General features: G+C 61.7%; 17 protein-coding genes. 10 read left to right on the forward strand and 7 right to left on the reverse strand.

Going from position 1 to position 16,135, the window contains the following annotated elements; all coding sequences use genetic code 11:
• The first annotated feature begins 53 nt into the window (after nucleotides 1–53).
• From J2X24_RS09605 to J2X24_RS09635, 7 genes are all read left to right on the forward strand, one after another.
• Nucleotides 54–482, forward strand: a complete 429-nt coding sequence (locus J2X24_RS09605; RefSeq protein WP_209720186.1) for an HPr kinase/phosphorylase — start codon at nucleotides 54–56, stop codon at nucleotides 480–482.
• 194 nt (nucleotides 483–676) lie between these two features.
• Nucleotides 677–1,081, forward strand: coding sequence for a PTS sugar transporter subunit IIA (locus J2X24_RS09610; protein WP_192622214.1), 405 nt, complete (start codon nucleotides 677–679; stop codon nucleotides 1,079–1,081).
• Nucleotides 1,082–1,261: 180 nt separating this feature from the next.
• Complete coding sequence (locus J2X24_RS09615) at nucleotides 1,262–1,552, forward strand: HPr family phosphocarrier protein (RefSeq protein ID WP_209720189.1); 291 nt, start codon at nucleotides 1,262–1,264, stop codon at nucleotides 1,550–1,552.
• A 1-nt stretch (nucleotide 1,553) separates the two neighbouring features.
• On the forward strand, nucleotides 1,554–2,363 hold the full coding sequence (locus tag J2X24_RS09620; protein ID WP_209720192.1) for a hypothetical protein: 810 nt from the start codon (nucleotides 1,554–1,556) through the stop codon (nucleotides 2,361–2,363).
• Between the two features lie 118 nt (nucleotides 2,364–2,481).
• Nucleotides 2,482–2,721 carry a CsbD family protein gene (locus tag J2X24_RS09625; protein ID WP_209720194.1) on the forward strand — a complete coding sequence of 80 codons (240 nt, stop codon included), beginning with the start codon at nucleotides 2,482–2,484 and terminating at the stop codon, nucleotides 2,719–2,721.
• 125 nt (nucleotides 2,722–2,846) lie between these two features.
• On the forward strand, nucleotides 2,847–3,431 hold the full coding sequence (locus tag J2X24_RS09630) for a biliverdin-producing heme oxygenase (RefSeq protein WP_209720197.1): 585 nt from the start codon (nucleotides 2,847–2,849) through the stop codon (nucleotides 3,429–3,431).
• Entirely contained in the window at nucleotides 3,412–6,132 is a 2,721-nt protein-coding gene (locus J2X24_RS09635) for an ATP-binding protein (protein ID WP_209720200.1), read from the forward strand. The genes J2X24_RS09630 and J2X24_RS09635 overlap by 20 nt, the downstream gene beginning before the upstream one ends.
• Nucleotides 6,133–6,134: 2 nt before the next feature.
• Here the strand turns inward: J2X24_RS09635 and J2X24_RS09640 are convergent, their stop codons facing one another.
• Complete coding sequence (locus J2X24_RS09640; RefSeq protein WP_209720203.1) at nucleotides 6,135–8,312, reverse strand: DUF3857 domain-containing protein; 2,178 nt, start codon at nucleotides 8,310–8,312, stop codon at nucleotides 6,135–6,137.
• Nucleotides 8,313–8,608: 296 nt separating this feature from the next.
• Between J2X24_RS09640 and J2X24_RS09645 the strand changes: the two genes are divergently transcribed.
• Nucleotides 8,609–9,154, forward strand: a complete 546-nt coding sequence (locus tag J2X24_RS09645; RefSeq protein ID WP_209720206.1) for an isochorismatase family protein — start codon at nucleotides 8,609–8,611, stop codon at nucleotides 9,152–9,154.
• A gap of 81 nt (nucleotides 9,155–9,235) precedes the next feature.
• Here the strand turns inward: J2X24_RS09645 and gloA are convergent, their stop codons facing one another.
• Together gloA and J2X24_RS09655 are read right to left on the reverse strand one after the other, a co-directional pair.
• Nucleotides 9,236–9,700 carry a lactoylglutathione lyase gene (gloA, locus tag J2X24_RS09650; RefSeq protein ID WP_209720209.1) on the reverse strand — a complete coding sequence of 155 codons (465 nt, stop codon included), beginning with the start codon at nucleotides 9,698–9,700 and terminating at the stop codon, nucleotides 9,236–9,238.
• 2 nt (nucleotides 9,701–9,702) lie between these two features.
• Nucleotides 9,703–9,918, reverse strand: a complete 216-nt coding sequence (locus J2X24_RS09655) for a zinc-finger domain-containing protein (protein WP_209720213.1) — start codon at nucleotides 9,916–9,918, stop codon at nucleotides 9,703–9,705.
• A gap of 101 nt (nucleotides 9,919–10,019) precedes the next feature.
• On the opposite strand from J2X24_RS09655, the gene J2X24_RS09660 reads away from it, so the two are divergent.
• Nucleotides 10,020–11,300, forward strand: a complete 1,281-nt coding sequence (locus J2X24_RS09660) for an MFS transporter (protein WP_209720216.1) — start codon at nucleotides 10,020–10,022, stop codon at nucleotides 11,298–11,300.
• Nucleotides 11,301–11,390: 90 nt separating this feature from the next.
• Complete coding sequence (locus J2X24_RS09665; protein ID WP_209720221.1) at nucleotides 11,391–11,654, forward strand: hypothetical protein; 264 nt, start codon at nucleotides 11,391–11,393, stop codon at nucleotides 11,652–11,654.
• A gap of 15 nt (nucleotides 11,655–11,669) precedes the next feature.
• On the opposite strand, the gene J2X24_RS09670 is transcribed toward J2X24_RS09665, so the two are convergent.
• The 4 genes from J2X24_RS09670 to J2X24_RS09685 form a co-directional block, all read right to left on the reverse strand.
• Nucleotides 11,670–12,071: a VOC family protein gene (locus tag J2X24_RS09670; protein WP_209720224.1), complete on the reverse strand. Its 402-nt coding sequence runs from the start codon at nucleotides 12,069–12,071 to the stop codon at nucleotides 11,670–11,672.
• 2 nt (nucleotides 12,072–12,073) lie between these two features.
• Entirely contained in the window at nucleotides 12,074–14,917 is a 2,844-nt protein-coding gene (polA, locus tag J2X24_RS09675; RefSeq protein ID WP_209720227.1) for a DNA polymerase I, read from the reverse strand.
• Between the two features lie 71 nt (nucleotides 14,918–14,988).
• A complete protein-coding gene (locus tag J2X24_RS09680; protein WP_209720230.1) occupies nucleotides 14,989–15,471 on the reverse strand; it encodes a DUF4385 domain-containing protein in 483 nt (160 codons plus the stop codon).
• A 217-nt stretch (nucleotides 15,472–15,688) separates the two neighbouring features.
• Nucleotides 15,689–16,036, reverse strand: a complete 348-nt coding sequence (locus J2X24_RS09685) for a DUF2794 domain-containing protein (RefSeq protein ID WP_209720233.1) — start codon at nucleotides 16,034–16,036, stop codon at nucleotides 15,689–15,691.
• Nucleotides 16,037–16,135 lie beyond the last annotated feature (99 nt).

Genomic DNA, 16,135 nt, shown 5'->3' on the forward strand with positions numbered 1-16,135 from the left:
GGGCCCAAAAAACGTTTCTTGGGGCCCCAATCCCATAAGTTTTCGGCACCCGCATGAGCAAACTGATCCTCCACGCCACCTCCCTGACCCTCCTGGTCGGCCAGACCTGGCGCGGCGTGCTGATCGTGGGGCCGTCCGGCATCGGCAAGAGCGACCTGGCCCTGCGTGCCATCGAATCGGGCTGTCACCTGGTTTCGGACGACTATTCGTGCATCTGGACGTCCGGCGGACACCTCTATGCCGCCCCTCCCGAAACCATCGAAGGACTGATGGAAGTACGGGGCTTAGGGATAATCGGCCAGGGCCAGCGCCGTCCCATGACCCGCGTCACACTTGTGGCCCTGGCGCAGACCGATCCGGTCGACCGCTTGCCGGAAAACGAAATCACTCCCATATTGGGACTGAACCTCCCGACGACCCGTCTCAATCCGCGTGAAGCGTCATCGGTGTCCAAGCTTATCACGCGCCTGCGGCAAAACTAGACGGGCGCTGGTTTCGCAGCACCGTCACATCTTTACCGTGCCCTTACGTCAAGTGACACAGAAGCCACGGTTTTCGCTGTGGTGCGGGTTTTGCTGGGAAGTTCAGAATTTCTCATTTTGCAGTGCGAAGCAAAGAGGACTAGTATCGCGCATTCGGCCGGTCGCACGAGCGCGGCAGTAAGGTTAAGGCATACATGATCGGACTGGTGATCGTTACGCATGGCAGGCTCGCCGAAGAGTTCGTCGCGGCGATGGAACATGTGGTGGGGCCACAGAGCCAGGTAACCCCCATCTGCATCGGCCCCGAGGACGATGTCAGCCTGCGCCGTCAGGAAATCCTGAAGGCCACGGCCGAGAACGACACCGGTGACGGCGTCATTCTGCTGACCGACATGTTTGGCGGCACGCCGTCCAACCTGGCCATTTCGGTGATGGAACAGACGCGCGCCGAAGTCATCGCCGGCATCAACCTGCCCATGCTGATCAAGCTGGCCTCGCTTCGCCGCAACGAAGACCTGGGCGCCTGCGTCTGCCACGCCCAGGAAGCCGGACGCAAATACGTGACCGTCGCCTCCTACGTCCTGTCCGGAGACAACTGAGTCTCATAGGATTTTGACTGGACTCAGAATCAGAACTCTCGCATCATCCCGCAAAACACAGAGCATCGCCCGCTTCAAATGAAGCGAAGCTATGCTCTTATTTTTCGTTTTGTCGCATTTCCTAACGGCGAACCGCTTTGGCACTTCGCCGGGAAATGCTCCGCCTCCCAAGGAGGTCCCATGAGTGAGACGGCATTACCGGTGCGAGCCCAGGTCGAAATCTGCAACAACAAAGGCCTGCACGCGCGCGCCTCGGCTAAGTTCGTGAAACTGGCCTCGAGTTTCGAAAACGCTCAAATCCATGTCATCAAGGACGACAATCGTGTCGATGCCCTGTCGATCATGGGCCTGTTGATGCTGGGCGCCGCCAAGGGCTCGCTGATTGAAATCGAAGCCGAGGGCGAGGAAGCCGAAGCCGCCGTCACGGCACTCAGCGAACTGGTCGCCAACCGCTTCGACGAAGAGGCATGACGTGAAACCGCTCTGGCTTGCCGTTGCCCTTGCCCTTTCGTTCACGGCGCCGACTGTCGCGCACGCCGAAGAGGGCGAGCCCGAAGCCACGGCGCCGGTAAAGAAGAAAATCCGCAAGAAGACCAAGGCGAAACCCAAGGCCCCGGCGCCCGCGAAACCCGCCGGGCCGGTGCCCTATACCTCGCTTGCGCCGTCGACCTTGCCCAATGCCCAGCCGGTGACGCCCGGCCCGCCGGCGCACGCGCTGACGCATGAGGTCATGCCCCAACCGGCGGAAACGAACGTGCCGGTCGCGCCGCCTTCCGATGTCGCCATTGCGCCGAAAGTCGATACTACGCCGCCTCCCCCACCGCCGCCGGTGGTGGCCCAGGCGATCCCACAGGCCGCGCCGACGGTCGGCGGCCAGGCGCAGATCAGCCTGAAGTGCGAAACCACCGTGGTCGACGGCAAGCAGATGGTCAGCCGCGGCAGCTTCTATATCGACCTGTTCCCGTCGGCGGTCTTCCCCGACCAGACGGCCGACTTCAAATTCCTCTTCGTCGACCCCGCGCACAAGTCGCTGATTCGCGGCTCGGTTTGCCAGGATACGATGTGCACGGCCAATGTCACCGACAGTGCCTACTACCTTGTCAACAAGGTGACCAAGCGCGGCGCGGCGCTGCGCATCACGCTCGACCGGTCGCGCGGCGCCTTCTATGCCGAGGAGATCGACAGCGGCGTCTTCGGGATGTTCGGCGGCAACAAGAAGGGCAGTCATCCCGGCGAAAGCGGCTATTGCACGCCGCAAAGCTTACCATCGAAGCTGTTCTGACTTCGTAAGCCAAAGCGCCATTACGTCTTTCTTACGAACGCACCCGGGTCCCGCGTGGAAACCTTAGCCGGTGCCCGCTATCCTTTGATCAACAAATTGATTTCAAAGGAGATAAGTCATGAACCGCGATCGTATCGACGGCAGTTGGGAACAGGTTAAGGGCCACGTGCAGAAGGCGTGGGGCAAGCTGACCAATGACGATCTTGACGTTATCGAAGGTAACCGCAAGCTTCTCGCTGGCAAGATCCAGGAGCGCTACGGCGTCGCCCAGGACGAAGCAGAACTTCAGGTTCGCCGCTGGAACGACGAAAATAACGACTTGGTCGACGACGGCACGATCCGTTCGGACCGGCTTTAGCAAACATCTTCGGTTCCGCCGGACCGGAGTGACAAGAGCGGAAACGGCCTGACGGTCGTTTCCGCTCTTTGTGTTTGAAAGGCACAACGTGTTAAACAGACCGCAGCGAAACGACCTGGACGCCGATGACCCTGCTGGAACGCCTGAGAACCGAGACGCGCGACGCCCATGAAGCCCTGCATATCCATCCGCTTCTGGCGCCCCTCGTCTCCCCGGACGTGACGTTGCGCGACTACCGCTATGCGCTTCTGGCCTTCGAGCTGTTCTACCGGACCATGGAAGCCCGCACCGTTTCTTTTCCGGTCGACAGCGCGCCCGTGCGCGACTGGCTGGCGCAGGACATGCGCAGGCAAGGGCTCACGCCGCTCGATATTCGGGTTTCCCTCCCCGGCCTCTATACTCCCTCCCAAATATGGGGTTACCTCTATGTCAAGCAGGGATCGATGCTGGGCGGTAACGTGATGACAAAGGCCCTCCGGCGCCATCTCGGGCTGCAACCCCTGACGGAACAACGATTTTTTGCCGGATTTGGCGACCAAAACGGGGCGCAATGGCAAAAATTTATTGAAAACTTATTCGCGACAGCGTCTTCTTTACGCATGAATGAAACCATAGAGACGGCCGTGGCGTGCTTTCAGGGAGTCGCCGGTATTTGCGACGCCGTGCTCCGCCTGAAAGACGCCGACGGCCATGACCTTCAAACCCCGTGAACACTTAACCGAAAAGCAGCTGGAACGCGCCCTGGAGGGCTGCGACCAGGAGCCGATCCATACCCCGGGCTCGATCCAGCCCTACGGCGTCATGCTGGTGCTCGACCGCGACGACCACACCATCCTGCAGGCCAGCGAAAACCTCGACCAATGGATCGGCATTCCACACGCCAGGGCCATCGGCGCGGCGCTCGACGACATTTTCGGCGCCGACCAGGCCGACATCATCCGCCACATCGTCGTCAGCCGTGAGTTGGAGCCGACGCGATCGAGCGTCATCCGGATGAACGACAAGTCCTTCGACGCGGTGGCGCACCTGTCCGACGGCTATATCGTCGTCGAGCTGGAAATCGTCGACAATCCCCGCGCGCTGGAACGCGACTTCTTCTACGACGAACTGCGCCAGTTCGCCGTCGGGATGCGCGACCAGCGCCGCCACGAGGACCTCTACGACTTTGTCACGGCCCAGGTGCGCAAGATCACCGGTTTCGACAGGGTCAAGCTCTATCGCTTCGACGAGGATTGGAACGGCGAGGTCATCGCCGAAAGCCGCGCCGACTACATGGCCTCCTACAAGGGTATGCATTTCCCGGCCTCCGACATCCCGGCCCAGGCGCGCGCCCTCTATATGAAGAACTTCATCCGGGCGATCGCGGACATCAACTATGCGCCGGTACCGGTGCTGCCGGTGCGCAATCCGCACACCAACCGGCCGGTCGACATGTCGATGTCGGCCTTGCGTAGCGTGTCGCCGATCCACGTCCAGTACCTGGCGAACATGGGTGTATCAGCGTCGATGTCGATCACCATCGTGCAGAACGGCCGCTTCTGGGGCCTGGTCGCGTGCCATCACAACACGCCTTACCACGTGCCCTACCGCATCCGCATGGTGTCGGAAATCATGGGCCATATCTTCTCGGCGCAACTGTCTTCGCTGGAAGAGATCGTGGACCGCGCCGAGACCGAAAAGCGCAAGCTGATCGTCGAGCGGCTGTCGGCGACGCTGGGGACACACTTCGACCTCTATGACCTTTTGGTCGAAAAGAAGGAGATGGCGCTGGACGCCATGAAGGCCCAGGGCATGGCCGCCCAGTACAAGAAGCGCGTGCACAGTTTCGAGGCGGCGCCGCCGGAAGACGTCCTGACCCGCCTTACCGACTGGCTGCACGACACGCACCCGGGCGGCATCGTCAAGACCAATGACGCCGAGGCGTTCTGTGCCGGGGTCGCGGGCCTGGAAAGCCTGAAGGGCGGCTTTCTGGCGGCGCCGATCAGCCACATGCGCAAGGACTACGTCATCTGGTTCCGCGACGCCATCGCCAAGCACGTCCGCTGGGCCGGCAATCCCGAAAAGACCGCCGTCGAGGAGAAAGCCGGCTATCGCCTTGTGCCCCGCGCCTCGTTCGACCTGTGGCGGCAGGAGGTCAAGAGCCGGTCAAGGCCATGGGCGCGCGAGGATGTCGAAATGGCCCAGGCCATCATCCACATCTTCAACCAGTCCGAACGCATGGCGGCCGAAGAGGCCAGCCTGGCCAAGAGCGAATTCCTGGCCAATATGAGCCATGAGCTGCGCACGCCGATGAACGCCATCATCGGCATCGTCAACATCCTCGACCGCGACCCTTCGCTGACCGATAAGCAGCGCCAGTTCATCTCGACCCTGAATGTCAGTTCCGCCTCGCTGCTGAATTTGATCAACGACCTGCTCGACATCGCCAAGATCGAATCGAGCGAAATGCAGATCGAGAACCGGCCGTTCAACCTGTCGGACGTCCTGGAAGAGGTGCGCTCGATCATGAATGTGCGCGCCATCGAAAAGGACCTGCTGCTGTCGGTCAAAGCGCCGCCCCGCGCCCAGATGAACTTCATCGGCGACGTGGCGCGCATCCGCCAGGTCATGCTGAACCTGGTGTCGAACGCGCTGAAGTTCACTGAGGAGGGCTTCGTCAACATCCTGGTCAAGATCGAAGGCGACCACAAGGTCCGGATCGACGTCGTCGATTCGGGCATCGGGATGTCGAAGACGCAGTTGGAACGCATCTTCGACAAGTTCGTCCAGGCCGATGAGACGATCTCGCGCCGCTTCGGCGGCACGGGCCTCGGCCTCGCCATCGTCAAGAATCTCGTCGGCATGATGGGCGGAGAGGTCAATGTGCAGAGCCAGGAGGGCATGGGGTCGCGCTTCTGCATCAGCCTTCCGCTGCAACACGTCGAACACATCGCCGAGAATGATGACGATCCCCGCTTCCGCGTCACCGGCCCGGCAATGTCGCGCAGCACGCTCAAAAAGGCCAGCCACCGCAAGCGCATCCTGCTGGTCGAGGATTACGAAGGCAATGTCATCGTCGCCCTGACCCTGCTGCAGGAGGCAGGCTATGAAGTCGTCGTCGCCGGCAACGGCAAGGAGGCGATCACCAGGCTGGAAGCCGATCGGTTCGATCTGGTGCTGATGGATGTCCAGATGCCGGTCATGGACGGCTACACGGCCACCGCCCTGATCCGCAAGCTGCAGGCGGCCGGCCAGATGCAGGACGTCAAGATCGTCGGCATGACCGCCCACGCGCTGACCGGCGACCGCCAGAAATGCCTGGATGTCGGCATGGACGACTATCTGTCCAAGCCGTTCGACCCGGAGCGTCTTGACGCCATACTGGCGCGCAACCTCAGCGCCTCCGTGGCGCAAACCGGCCAGGCGAAGTAGGTCTACTCAGGCTCATAAATATCGATAACGTCGATGAGGCTCAGCCCTTCGGGCAGGGCCTCATCCGGCTTGTCCTGGTCCGCAGCGCGATCCTGTCCCGGCGGTGGCGTTACGCCACGGCCTTTCGGTCCGACCGCGTCGAGCGGCTCCGGCACTCCGCCGACCACATCGGCGGCAGGGCTGCCACCGACGACGAAGGCGCCACCGCCCGGCAACTGAGACGCCGCGGCGTCCACAGGCGCGGCGATGTAGACGCCCGTGCTCGTCATCTCTTCCATGGGCTCAGCCGCTGCCAGAGCGTCGGCCAGCGGGATTTCCGCCACCAGGCTCTGGCGTGTGGCCTCCATGACGAAGCGACCGCCGGTGATCGCCATGGTGCGCCTGAACCGCGTCCCGGCCAGGGTCATATCCATCGGTTCACCGACGATCTTATACCCAGCGCCACCGTCAGGCAGAATGATGGTCTCGCCCGAACGCTCAAAGACGGGGTGTTCGACCACCACCGGCACGTCCGTGTGCTTGCCCTCTTCCCGGCTGACCGTGACGGCCTGCAAAAACGCGTAGCCGTCGGTCTCATATAGCGGTCCGTGGCCGTCCTTTGGCAGCGACCATGCCATCTTGGCCCTGCCTTCCATGGCCATCCGCGACTCGTTCTTCGCGACATCGTAATCGTAGGCGACGGTGTCGACCGTGATCCACGGATACCGCCGCTTCCAGGCCAGGCGCATGTAAGTGTCGAGGGCTTCGGGCGTCATACCCTGCCAGACGACGCGCATCCGAACCGCCTCGCTGCCGCGCAGGATCAGCGAGGCGCGCGCCGGCGCCAGCGTTTTCAGGCCCGCCGACGCGTCGAGCGTCAGGTATATATCCATTTGCGGCAGGTCGAGCGGCGGAACGATGATTTCCTCGAGATCGGCGCCCTCGGCGCGGATCGGCAGGGTCCAGCGATAGGACGGCACATCGTTGGCGCTGATGTCACCGTCACCATAACCCGTACCGTCCAGCCAGTAGGACTTGCCGTCGATTATCGCGCGCACGATGACGTGGTCGAACAGGCCCATGGAAGCCAGGTGCAGGTTCGTGCTGTCGCCCTGCTTGGTGTTGACCAGGGCCGGCTCGGCCTTGACGCCGAGTTCGCGCAGCAGGGCCAGCAGCAACACCGTCTTGGCCTTGCACTCGCCGAAGCGCCGGACCCAGGTTTCGTCAGCCGCCACCGGTGTATGGCCGCCTTCGTTGACGGCGCGGTAGGCATAACGCACCTGGTTCTGCACCAGTTGCAGCGCCGCCGTGGCACGAACCTTTGGGTCGGTGCCCAGGGCGGCGATCTTCGCCGCCTCGACCTTCAGCGGCGAGTTGGGGCGCAGGGCGCTGGCCCTGGCGTAGAGCGGCGCCATGACCGAAGACACCTCGCGCCACGAGCCGAACTCGCTGAACTGGACCTCGCCGAAATGGCTGAAGCGCGACGGCGCCTCGTCGGGCGTGTCGGGAAACTTGTAGTCCGAAAGGTTTAAGGAGAACTCCGTATGCCCGCCCGTATTGACCAGGTTGGGCGGCGGCAGTTCCGGGCTGATCTTCCAGCGCACCGGCTTGGCCTGCGGCCAGCGAACGCGTACCTCGGCATCGGCGGCATTGGTGGCGTTCACGGCCGACCACATGGCGTAGGATCGGCCCTGGCTGACCGTGGCGCGGTCGGTCTTGGAGAAGGCAAAGGCAATGACATCGCCGACCTGCAGGCCTTCGGTCTGCATCAGGGCGGTCAGTTCACCGTCGATCATCGATTCCGTCAGCGAGGTTTCGCGGCGCATGACAACGAAGGACTGGCCACGCGCCAGCACGTCGATGACCTTGCCGTCGCGCAGGATGTGCAGCTTATGGATGGTGACGGTTTCCGTGTCCGGGGTCCAGACGACCGCAGGCTGGCCCGCCCTGAGACCCAGCGGCGTCTGGATGCGCAACACGGTTTCGTAATAGTAGGTGTCACCGCTGGCGGCAAAGTCGATCTGGAGCGACCGGTTGAGAATGGCATAGTGCGCGTAAGCGGCCTCGCGCGTCGGCGCCAGGGACTGCGTCACCGGACGCACCCAGGCGGCCGGCGCGCCGAACTCCAGCTTTTCGCCGGCCATCGCGCCCGGCGCCCACGCGGCGCACGCCACCGATGCCAGCAACATCCATTTACGCATACGATACCCCCCAACCCCGATTTTTCAGGCCCCAATTCTTAACGCTAACCTCCCGCGACAAAGCTGGCAACTCCCCGCACCCCGTGGATTGACCTGTAAGCCCGCCTGTGTCACCTTGTTGCCATGCTGAACAGCCGAGCCTTTAACGTAGCCGTAACAACGACCGCCGCCAGTGGCGGGGCGTTTTGCCGGTGCGTGGCCTTAAGCTGACAGCACTCTTCGCAAACTCCCCGTTCCTTTCATTGTAAAGGCCGGGGACGAAGATCCGCTCCGGCCGCACTGCCCCGGAGCCACGCATGCCCCCTCAACGCAATAGTCAATCCGCGCTGATCGTCATCGACATGCAGCGCGCCCTGTTCGCCGCGCAGCCGCACGACGCCGACTTTGTCACCCGCCGGGTGTGCGCACTGATCGACCGGGCGCGACGCGACGATGTGCAGATCGTCTTCGTCCAGAATGTTTCCGAGGCGCATCCCCGCGGGTCGAACGGCTGGCGGCTGCTGGCGCCGATGGAGCCGCGCTTTCCGGACTGGGTCATCGACAAGACGCGGCCGAGCATTTTCCACGGCACCAACCTGTCGGCACAACTGAAAGCCATCGGCATATCGCGGCTGATCCTGGCCGGCGCGGGCACCGATACCAGTATAGACGCCTCGTGCCGGGCGGCGGCGGACCTGGGCTTCGAGGTCGTGCTGGCGGGCGACGCCCATACCACGGTCGACGGTGAGCTTCTGCCAGCCGACATGATCATCGCGCACCACAATGCGACGCTCTCAGGGCCGTTCGCCAGCGTGGTGGCGGCCGACAGCGTCGGTTTCTGGCGAGGCGCGGAGTTCGCTTAGAGCGATATGGCGAAAAGTGCCAAGAAGCGCTTCTGGGGTTTTCGCCTAAAATATCGCGACAGAGCAAAAAATTAGACCGAGCTACCAGCTTCCGGTATTGGGCATGCTGACCCAGGGCTCGGCCGGCGGCAAGGCTGGGCCCTTCTGCAGCAGTTCGATGCTGATGCCATCCGGTGAGCGCACAAAGGCCATGCTGCCGTCGCGCGGCGGGCGGTTGATGACCACGCCCATATCACGCAGATGCTGGCAGACGGCGTAGACGTCATCGAACTCATAGGCCAGGTGGCCGAAGTTGCGGCCGCCGCCATAGTCTTCGACATGACCGTTTTCGTCCGGCCAGTTGTAGGTGAGTTCGACCTCGGCCTGGCCGCGCAGGCCATCGTGCGCGCCCATATGGGCGTCTTCGTCGGCCGACAGGAAGATCAGGCTGAAACGGCCTTTTTCGTTATCCATGCGGCGGACCTGTTTCAGGCCCAGGCCGTCACAGTAAAAGCGCAAGGACGCGTCCAGGTCCTTCACACGGACCATGGTGTGCAGGAACCGCAAGGTTAGTGGTCCCCTTCCGGACGGGGCGCCGGGTCGTGGTAGTCGTGGGCGTGGTCCTTATGGACGAACTTGCGGTCGCAATAGCCGCATTCGACCTCGCCGTCCTCGCCCAGCTCCAGATAAACCAGCGGGTGGCCCAGCGCGCCGCCGCCGCCGTTGCACGCGACCTTGTGGCCGTCGACATAGATGACTTCGGGGGGCGGAATGATGGTGCTCATGGATATTCGGACCTGCGACTGAACCTGCCCAACCCTTAAGCAAAGCCGGTCCTTTCGTCAATTTCCTTGTCCCAGCCGCCGGGGTGTGAAACTCTCCCGTCATGGGAGCGCCGAACAAACTGAAATCCATGCTGGGCGGAACCATCGGCAACCTGGTCGAATGGTACGACTGGTACGCCTATGCGGCCTTTGCCCTTTACTTTTCCAAGTCCTTCTTTCCAAAGGACGATCCGACGGCGCAACTGCTCAATACCGCCGCCATCTTCGCCATGGGCTTTCTGGTCCGGCCGATCGGCGGCTGGCTTTTGGGCATGTATGCCGACCGTTATGGCCGCAAGACGGCGCTGACCGGATCCATATTGCTGATGTGCGCCGGCTCGCTGATCATCGCCATAACGCCGGCCTATGAGACGATCGGCATATTCTCACCCATTCTGCTTCTGCTGGCGCGGCTGCTGCAGGGCCTGAGCGTCGGCGGCGAATACGGCGCCAGCGCCACCTACCTGTCGGAAATGGCCGGCCACCACAATCGCGGCTTCTGGTCGAGCTTCCAGTATGTGACGTTGATCATGGGCCAGTTGATCGCGCTGGGCGTGCTGATCGTCCTGCAGAAGGTCCTGTTGACGCCGGAACAACTGGAGGCCTGGGGCTGGCGCATTCCCTTCGTCATCGGCGCGGGACTGGCGGTCGTGGCCATGTTCATCCGCAGCCACATGGAAGAGACGGACTCCTTCCAGAAAACCGTCAATACGCAGAAGGGCAGCGTCTGGGCGCTGGTCCGCGACCACCCGTGGCAGTCGCTGCAGGTCGTCGGCCTTACGCTTGGCGGCACAGTTGCGTTTTACACATATACAACCTACATGCAAAAATTCCTGGTTAACACCGCGGGCTGGACCAAGGAGGCGGCGACCGCCGTATCGGCGCTCTGCCTGTTCATCTACATGTGCCTGCAACCGCTGTTTGGCGCCCTGTCCGACCGTGTCGGGCGCCGGCCGCTGCTGATCGGGTTCGGCATATTGGGGACGCTGCTGACCGTGCCCCTGATGACTCTTCTTGCCGGCACAAAGGACTTCTGGGCGGGGTTCGCCTTGATCATGGCCGCGCTTGTGATCGTCAGTGGCTACACCTCGATCAACGCTGTTGTAAAAGCCGAACTCTTCCCTTCACACGTCCGCGCCTTGGGTGTAGCGCTACCCTATGCCATCGCCGTGTCGCTGTTCGGCGGATCGGCCGAATATGTCGCGCTGGGCTTGAAGGCCCAAGGGATGGAGACAGCCTTCTACTGGTACGTCACGGCCTGCATCTTCGTGTCGCTGCTGGTTTATGTTTTTACCGCCGACACTAAGGTTACTTCGGCGTTTCGCGCGGAAGTGGAGGAGTAAGCTTACCCGGCGATTTACCGACACGCCCACATCGCCTTTTTACATGCCGTCCTCTACTCGTTTTTGCGCCGCAGCAAAAAGGAGAAGGGCATGTTGGATCAAACCATCGATCTCGTTTTCAGACGGCTGCATCTGGAGCTGACCGGCCCCGATGCAGCGTGCGCGGCCATCAAACAGCTGGTGCGGGTTCACGTCCGTCAACGTCCGCACGACCTCGATACGTTCGAGCGCTTCGCGGATACGCTGTTCCGCCGGCACAACGGCCGCAACACCATCCTGATCGCCAATGCGGTCAAGACGCGCATTCAACGCATGGACGCCGAAAGCCAGATGGTCGAATGGCTGAACGCCTAGGCCTTAAAGGATTTGTCAGGCCGGATCGCGGAAGTTCAGTTCGAGCAGGACATTGTTCGGGTCGGTAACGAAGACCTGACGCAGGCCGATCGACGGGATATCGGCGCGTTCGAACGGCAGATTGCGTGACTTCAGGCGCTCGATCATCTCATCGAAGCCATCACATTCAAAAGCGACGTGATGGATGGCGCCCGTCGGCGCGCCTGGCTGGACATCGCGCGGAACCGTATTGTCGGTGCCGAACAGGTTGAGATGAATGACCGCCATATCGCGGCTGTCATACAGCCATTGCCGCAGTGCGGGATCGCGTTGGGGCGCCACGCGCGCCTCAAGCCCTAAAAGATCGTGGTAAAAAGCGACCGTTCCCGCCATGTCGCGGGTCTGGATGTTCACGTGGTTGAGGTTTTTGACGATCATTATTAGTGCGCCTCGTCCCAGTTCATTGCGGCATTGGCTTCGACGACCAGAGGCACGCTGAAATCGACCGCGGGCACAGATGCCTGCGACATCACGTCCTTGATCAGCGGCATGACCGCTTCGACCTCGGCGTCGGGCGCTTCGAAGATCAGTTCGTCGTGGACCTGAAGCAGCATCTTGGTCGTAAAACCGGCCTTTGTCAGGGCATCCGGCATGCGCATCATGGCGCGGCGGATGATGTCGGCGGCGGTGCCCTGGATCGGCGCATTGATTGCGGCGCGTTCAGCAAACGACCGCAGCGCGCCCTTGCCGTTGATTTCCGGGATGTGGATCTTGCGGCCAAACAGCGTCATCACGAAGCCGTTGGCGCGGACATAGTCGCGAGCACCGTCCATATAGGCCTTGATGCCAGGGAAGCGGTCGAAATAGGTCTCGATATAGCGCCCCGCCTCGCCGCGCTCGATGCCCAGTTGATTCGATAGACCGAAGGCCGAGATACCGTAGATGATGCCGAAGTTGATCGCCTTGGCGCGGCGGCGGATTTCCGAAGTCATTTCCGCCATCGGCACATTGAACATTTCCGACGCCGTCATGGCGTGGATGTCGTCGCCGCGCGTAAAGGCCTCCTTCAACTGAGGAATATCGCCGATGTGGGCCAGGATGCGCAGTTCGATCTGCGAATAGTCTGCGCTGATCAGCTTGTGCCCCGGCTTGGCGACAAACGCCGCGCGAATCTTGCGGCCTTCGGCGGTGCGGATCGGGATGTTCTGCAGGTTCGGCTCGTTGGACGACAGGCGCCCGGTCGGCGTCGCCGCCAGGTGGAAGCTGGTGTGGATGCGGCGCGTTTCCGGATCGGCATATTCGACCAGGTTATCGGTATAGGTGCCCTTGAGCTTGGACATCTGGCGATAGTCCAGCACCAGCTTGGCCAGCGGCACGCCTTGTTCGGCCAGGTCTTCCAGTACCTTGACGTCGGTGGCCCATTGGCCAGACGCCGTCTTCTTGCCTCCGGACAGCTTCATCTCATCGAAGAAGATCTGGCCCAGCTGCTGCGGACTGCCGATATTGAATGGCCGGCCCAGCAGGGCGTGCGCCTCCTGCTCGATGGCGTTCATGCGCGAGCCGAAATCCTGGCTGAGATTGCGCAGGATGTCCGGGTCGATGCGAATGCCGTTGAGTTCCATCTCGGACAGGACGGCAGGCATGTTGCGTTCCAGCGTCTCATAGACCGTCGTCATGCGCTCGCGCTGCAGGCGCGGCTTCAACAGGTTCCACAAGCGCAGCGTCACGTCGGCGTCTTCGGCGGCGTAGCGCGTCGCTTCCTTCAGATCGACGTGCTTGAAGCTCTTGGCCTTCTTGCCCGAGCCCGCGACGTCCTTGAACGTAATCGGCTTATGACCCAGATGCATTTCCGAGAGTTCGTCCATGCCGTGGCCATGCAGGCCGCCTTCGAGCACGTAGGAGATCAGCATGGTGTCATCGATCGGAGCCACCTTGATGCCGTAGCGGTGCAGGACGCTCAGGTCATACTTGATGTTCTGACCGACCTTCAGGATGTTGCGGTCTTCCAGCAGCGGCTTCAGCACGCGCAAGGCGTCGTCGAGCGGGATCTGCTTCAGCTCATCGCCGAAATCGAGGCCTTCAGGCGCGTGGCCGAGCGGGATGTAACAGGCGCAGTTGGGCGCGGTCGCCAGCGATACCCCGACCAGATTGGAGTGCGAGGCTGACAGGTCGTCGGTTTCGGTATCGACAGCGAGAACCTGCGCGTGTATGGCGCGCGCCACCCAGGTTTCCAGCGCTTCGATGGTCTGGACGCACTCATAGGCGTCAAGATCGAAGGGCTGTTTGGCGGCGTCTTCGGCCGTGTGCTTGACGCCGTAAAGCGGCCGCAGGATCGGTGCAGTCGGGATTTGAGAGATCGCCGTCGAGCTTTCCAGCGCCGACAGGGTACCGCCGACGCGCTTGGCCAGGGTGGCGAATTCCATGGCGACCAGAAAGGCCGTCAGCGTCTCGGGCTCGGGTTGCTTCAGGATAAAGTCGTCCAACGGATGCGGATCAGGTGTATCGCAACGCAGGCGCACCAGTTCGCGCGACAACAGAATCTGGTCCTTGAAGTCGATCAGGGTCTGGCGGCGCTTCTCCTGCTTGATCTCGTGCGCGCGTTCCAAGATGCCGTCGAGATTGCCGTATTCGATCAACAACTGCGCGGCCGTCTTGACGCCAATGCCCGGCGCGCCCGGCACGTTGTCGGCCGAGTCGCCGATCAGGGCCTGGGCATCAACGACCAGTTCGGGCGGCACGCCGAACTTCTCGATGACCTCTTCGCGGCCGACGACCGTCGATTTGACGGGATCGAGCATGGTCACGTCATCGTCGACCAGCTGCATAAGGTCCTTGTCCGACGAGACGATGGTGACCTTGAAGCCCTGGCCCTTGGCGATATGGGCATAGGTGCAGATCAGGTCGTCGGCCTCATAGCCCGGCAACTCGATCGCGGGCAGGCCAAAGGCGCGCGTCGCGTCGCGGATCAGCGGAAACTGCGGGATCAGGTCTTCGGGCGGAGGCGGACGGTGGGCCTTGTACTGATCGTACATGTCATTTCGGAAGGTGTGCGAACCGGCGTCGAAGATGACCGCCAGGTGCGACGGCGCCTCATCGCCGCGGTTCTCCTTGATCAGCTTATACAGCATGTTGCAGAAGCCGGAGATGGCGCCGACAGGCAGGCCGTCCGACTTGCGCGTCAAGGGCGGCAGGCCGTGATAGGCGCGGAAGATATAGCCCGACCCGTCGATAAGAACGAGGCGCTTTGGCTTGCCATCGGTGGGTGCTGTCGAGGTATCGGGCATGTGAGGAATCGTCTGCTTCTCAAAGGAACGGCTTTTACATAGAGCCATATCCTTCGAAGCGCCAGAACCTGTCAGCCGTATTGCGTCTTCCATGCGGATTTGCGTGCGGCGTATTCCGGATCGGCCTCGGCCTTGCGCCAAAGCTCGTAAAAGATGCGCGCGCTTTCTGCCTTTACCGGATCGCCCGTGCCGCGTTCCTTTGGTGCGTAGTCTTTATCGCGATCGTATTTGCGGCCACCTTTATAATTGGCGTAGCGCCGGGCGCGCGTATAGCCCATCTGTAGGAACTTGCGCGCCATGTCGGCACCGACAAAGTCGTCGTCCTCCAGATAGTCATGGAACATGGCATAGAGAGTGTCTGCGGATGCTCGCGCGATTTCCGGCGTGCGAAAACGCCAGTGCGGTGTCATCTCGCTCTTGTACGGTTCGACGATCAGAACGCCCTGCTCACCCTTGCCGACGCGGTATGCCTCAGGTGTCTGACGATAATCGATGTTGGGCTTCCAGCCATAGGCGTCTTTGTCGAAGTTCAGATAGGACGGGCGCTCGGACATGAGGGGCTGGGCATAAAAGAAGACCAGGATAACGTTGTGCTTTCAGCATCTAAGCCCTTTGAGAGCCGTAATACCCGCACATCCGTTTCCTGGCCGCTTCATTCCTACCGGGTGTCCCAAGATGGGGTCTTCGATAGTTCGGATAGAGTAGCGGAATGCCGGTAAATATGCAGCATGCTTGGATCAGCTAACGGTAAAGTCCGCGTAAGGACGAAATCTAAACAACGTCGAACTTGGTCTTATCCAGCACCGCCAAAACGGGCGCCAGTTCGCGCCCGCGCTTAAGCACCATGCCCGACTGGTTATAGATAGCAAAGGCCCCCTGTTTGCGCGCCAGGGACGGGCGCTTTTCAATGCGATAGAGTGGCGCTTCGGACGTGCGGCGGAAGATGCAGAAGGCGACCGCCTCATTGCCGCTGTCGATGGAGTAGTCGCGCCAATCGCCGGACGCCACCTTTCGTCCATACAGCCTCAGGATCAGTTCCAGCTCCTTGCGCTCGAAAAAGACCGGCCCCTTGACCGGCTGCGAATTCTGGTAGGCGCCACTGAAATCCTGAACGCTCATAGAGTTGGGCATCCCCAAGCAGACATGGAACTGGACAGAAGTAGGCCCCAATTACCGGAAACGTGCAAGTCACTTTCCTTTATGGGGATGAACACAATC

The sequence above is a fragment of the Asticcacaulis solisilvae genome (genome assembly GCF_017875235.1).
In the GTDB taxonomy this organism is placed as follows: domain Bacteria; phylum Pseudomonadota; class Alphaproteobacteria; order Caulobacterales; family Caulobacteraceae; genus Asticcacaulis; species Asticcacaulis solisilvae_A.

Coding starts and splice junctions, on each gene's coding strand:
- J2X24_RS09605 (WP_209720186.1), top strand. CDS start 54: ATGAGCAAACTGATCCTCCACGCCACCTCCCTGACCCTCCTGGTCGGC.
- J2X24_RS09610 (WP_192622214.1), top strand. CDS start 677: ATGATCGGACTGGTGATCGTTACGCATGGCAGGCTCGCCGAAGAGTTC.
- J2X24_RS09615 (WP_209720189.1), top strand. CDS start 1,262: ATGAGTGAGACGGCATTACCGGTGCGAGCCCAGGTCGAAATCTGCAAC.
- J2X24_RS09625 (WP_209720194.1), top strand. CDS start 2,482: ATGAACCGCGATCGTATCGACGGCAGTTGGGAACAGGTTAAGGGCCAC.
- J2X24_RS09630 (WP_209720197.1), top strand. CDS start 2,847: ATGACCCTGCTGGAACGCCTGAGAACCGAGACGCGCGACGCCCATGAA.
- J2X24_RS09635 (WP_209720200.1), top strand. CDS start 3,412: ATGACCTTCAAACCCCGTGAACACTTAACCGAAAAGCAGCTGGAACGC.
- J2X24_RS09640 (WP_209720203.1), bottom strand. CDS start 8,312: ATGCGTAAATGGATGTTGCTGGCATCGGTGGCGTGCGCCGCGTGGGCG.
- J2X24_RS09645 (WP_209720206.1), top strand. CDS start 8,609: ATGCCCCCTCAACGCAATAGTCAATCCGCGCTGATCGTCATCGACATG.
- J2X24_RS09655 (WP_209720213.1), bottom strand. CDS start 9,918: ATGAGCACCATCATTCCGCCCCCCGAAGTCATCTATGTCGACGGCCAC.
- J2X24_RS09660 (WP_209720216.1), top strand. CDS start 10,020: ATGGGAGCGCCGAACAAACTGAAATCCATGCTGGGCGGAACCATCGGC.
- J2X24_RS09665 (WP_209720221.1), top strand. CDS start 11,391: ATGTTGGATCAAACCATCGATCTCGTTTTCAGACGGCTGCATCTGGAG.
- J2X24_RS09670 (WP_209720224.1), bottom strand. CDS start 12,071: ATGATCGTCAAAAACCTCAACCACGTGAACATCCAGACCCGCGACATG.
- polA (WP_209720227.1), bottom strand. CDS start 14,917: ATGCCCGATACCTCGACAGCACCCACCGATGGCAAGCCAAAGCGCCTC.
- J2X24_RS09680 (WP_209720230.1), bottom strand. CDS start 15,471: ATGTCCGAGCGCCCGTCCTATCTGAACTTCGACAAAGACGCCTATGGC.
- J2X24_RS09685 (WP_209720233.1), bottom strand. CDS start 16,036: ATGAGCGTTCAGGATTTCAGTGGCGCCTACCAGAATTCGCAGCCGGTC.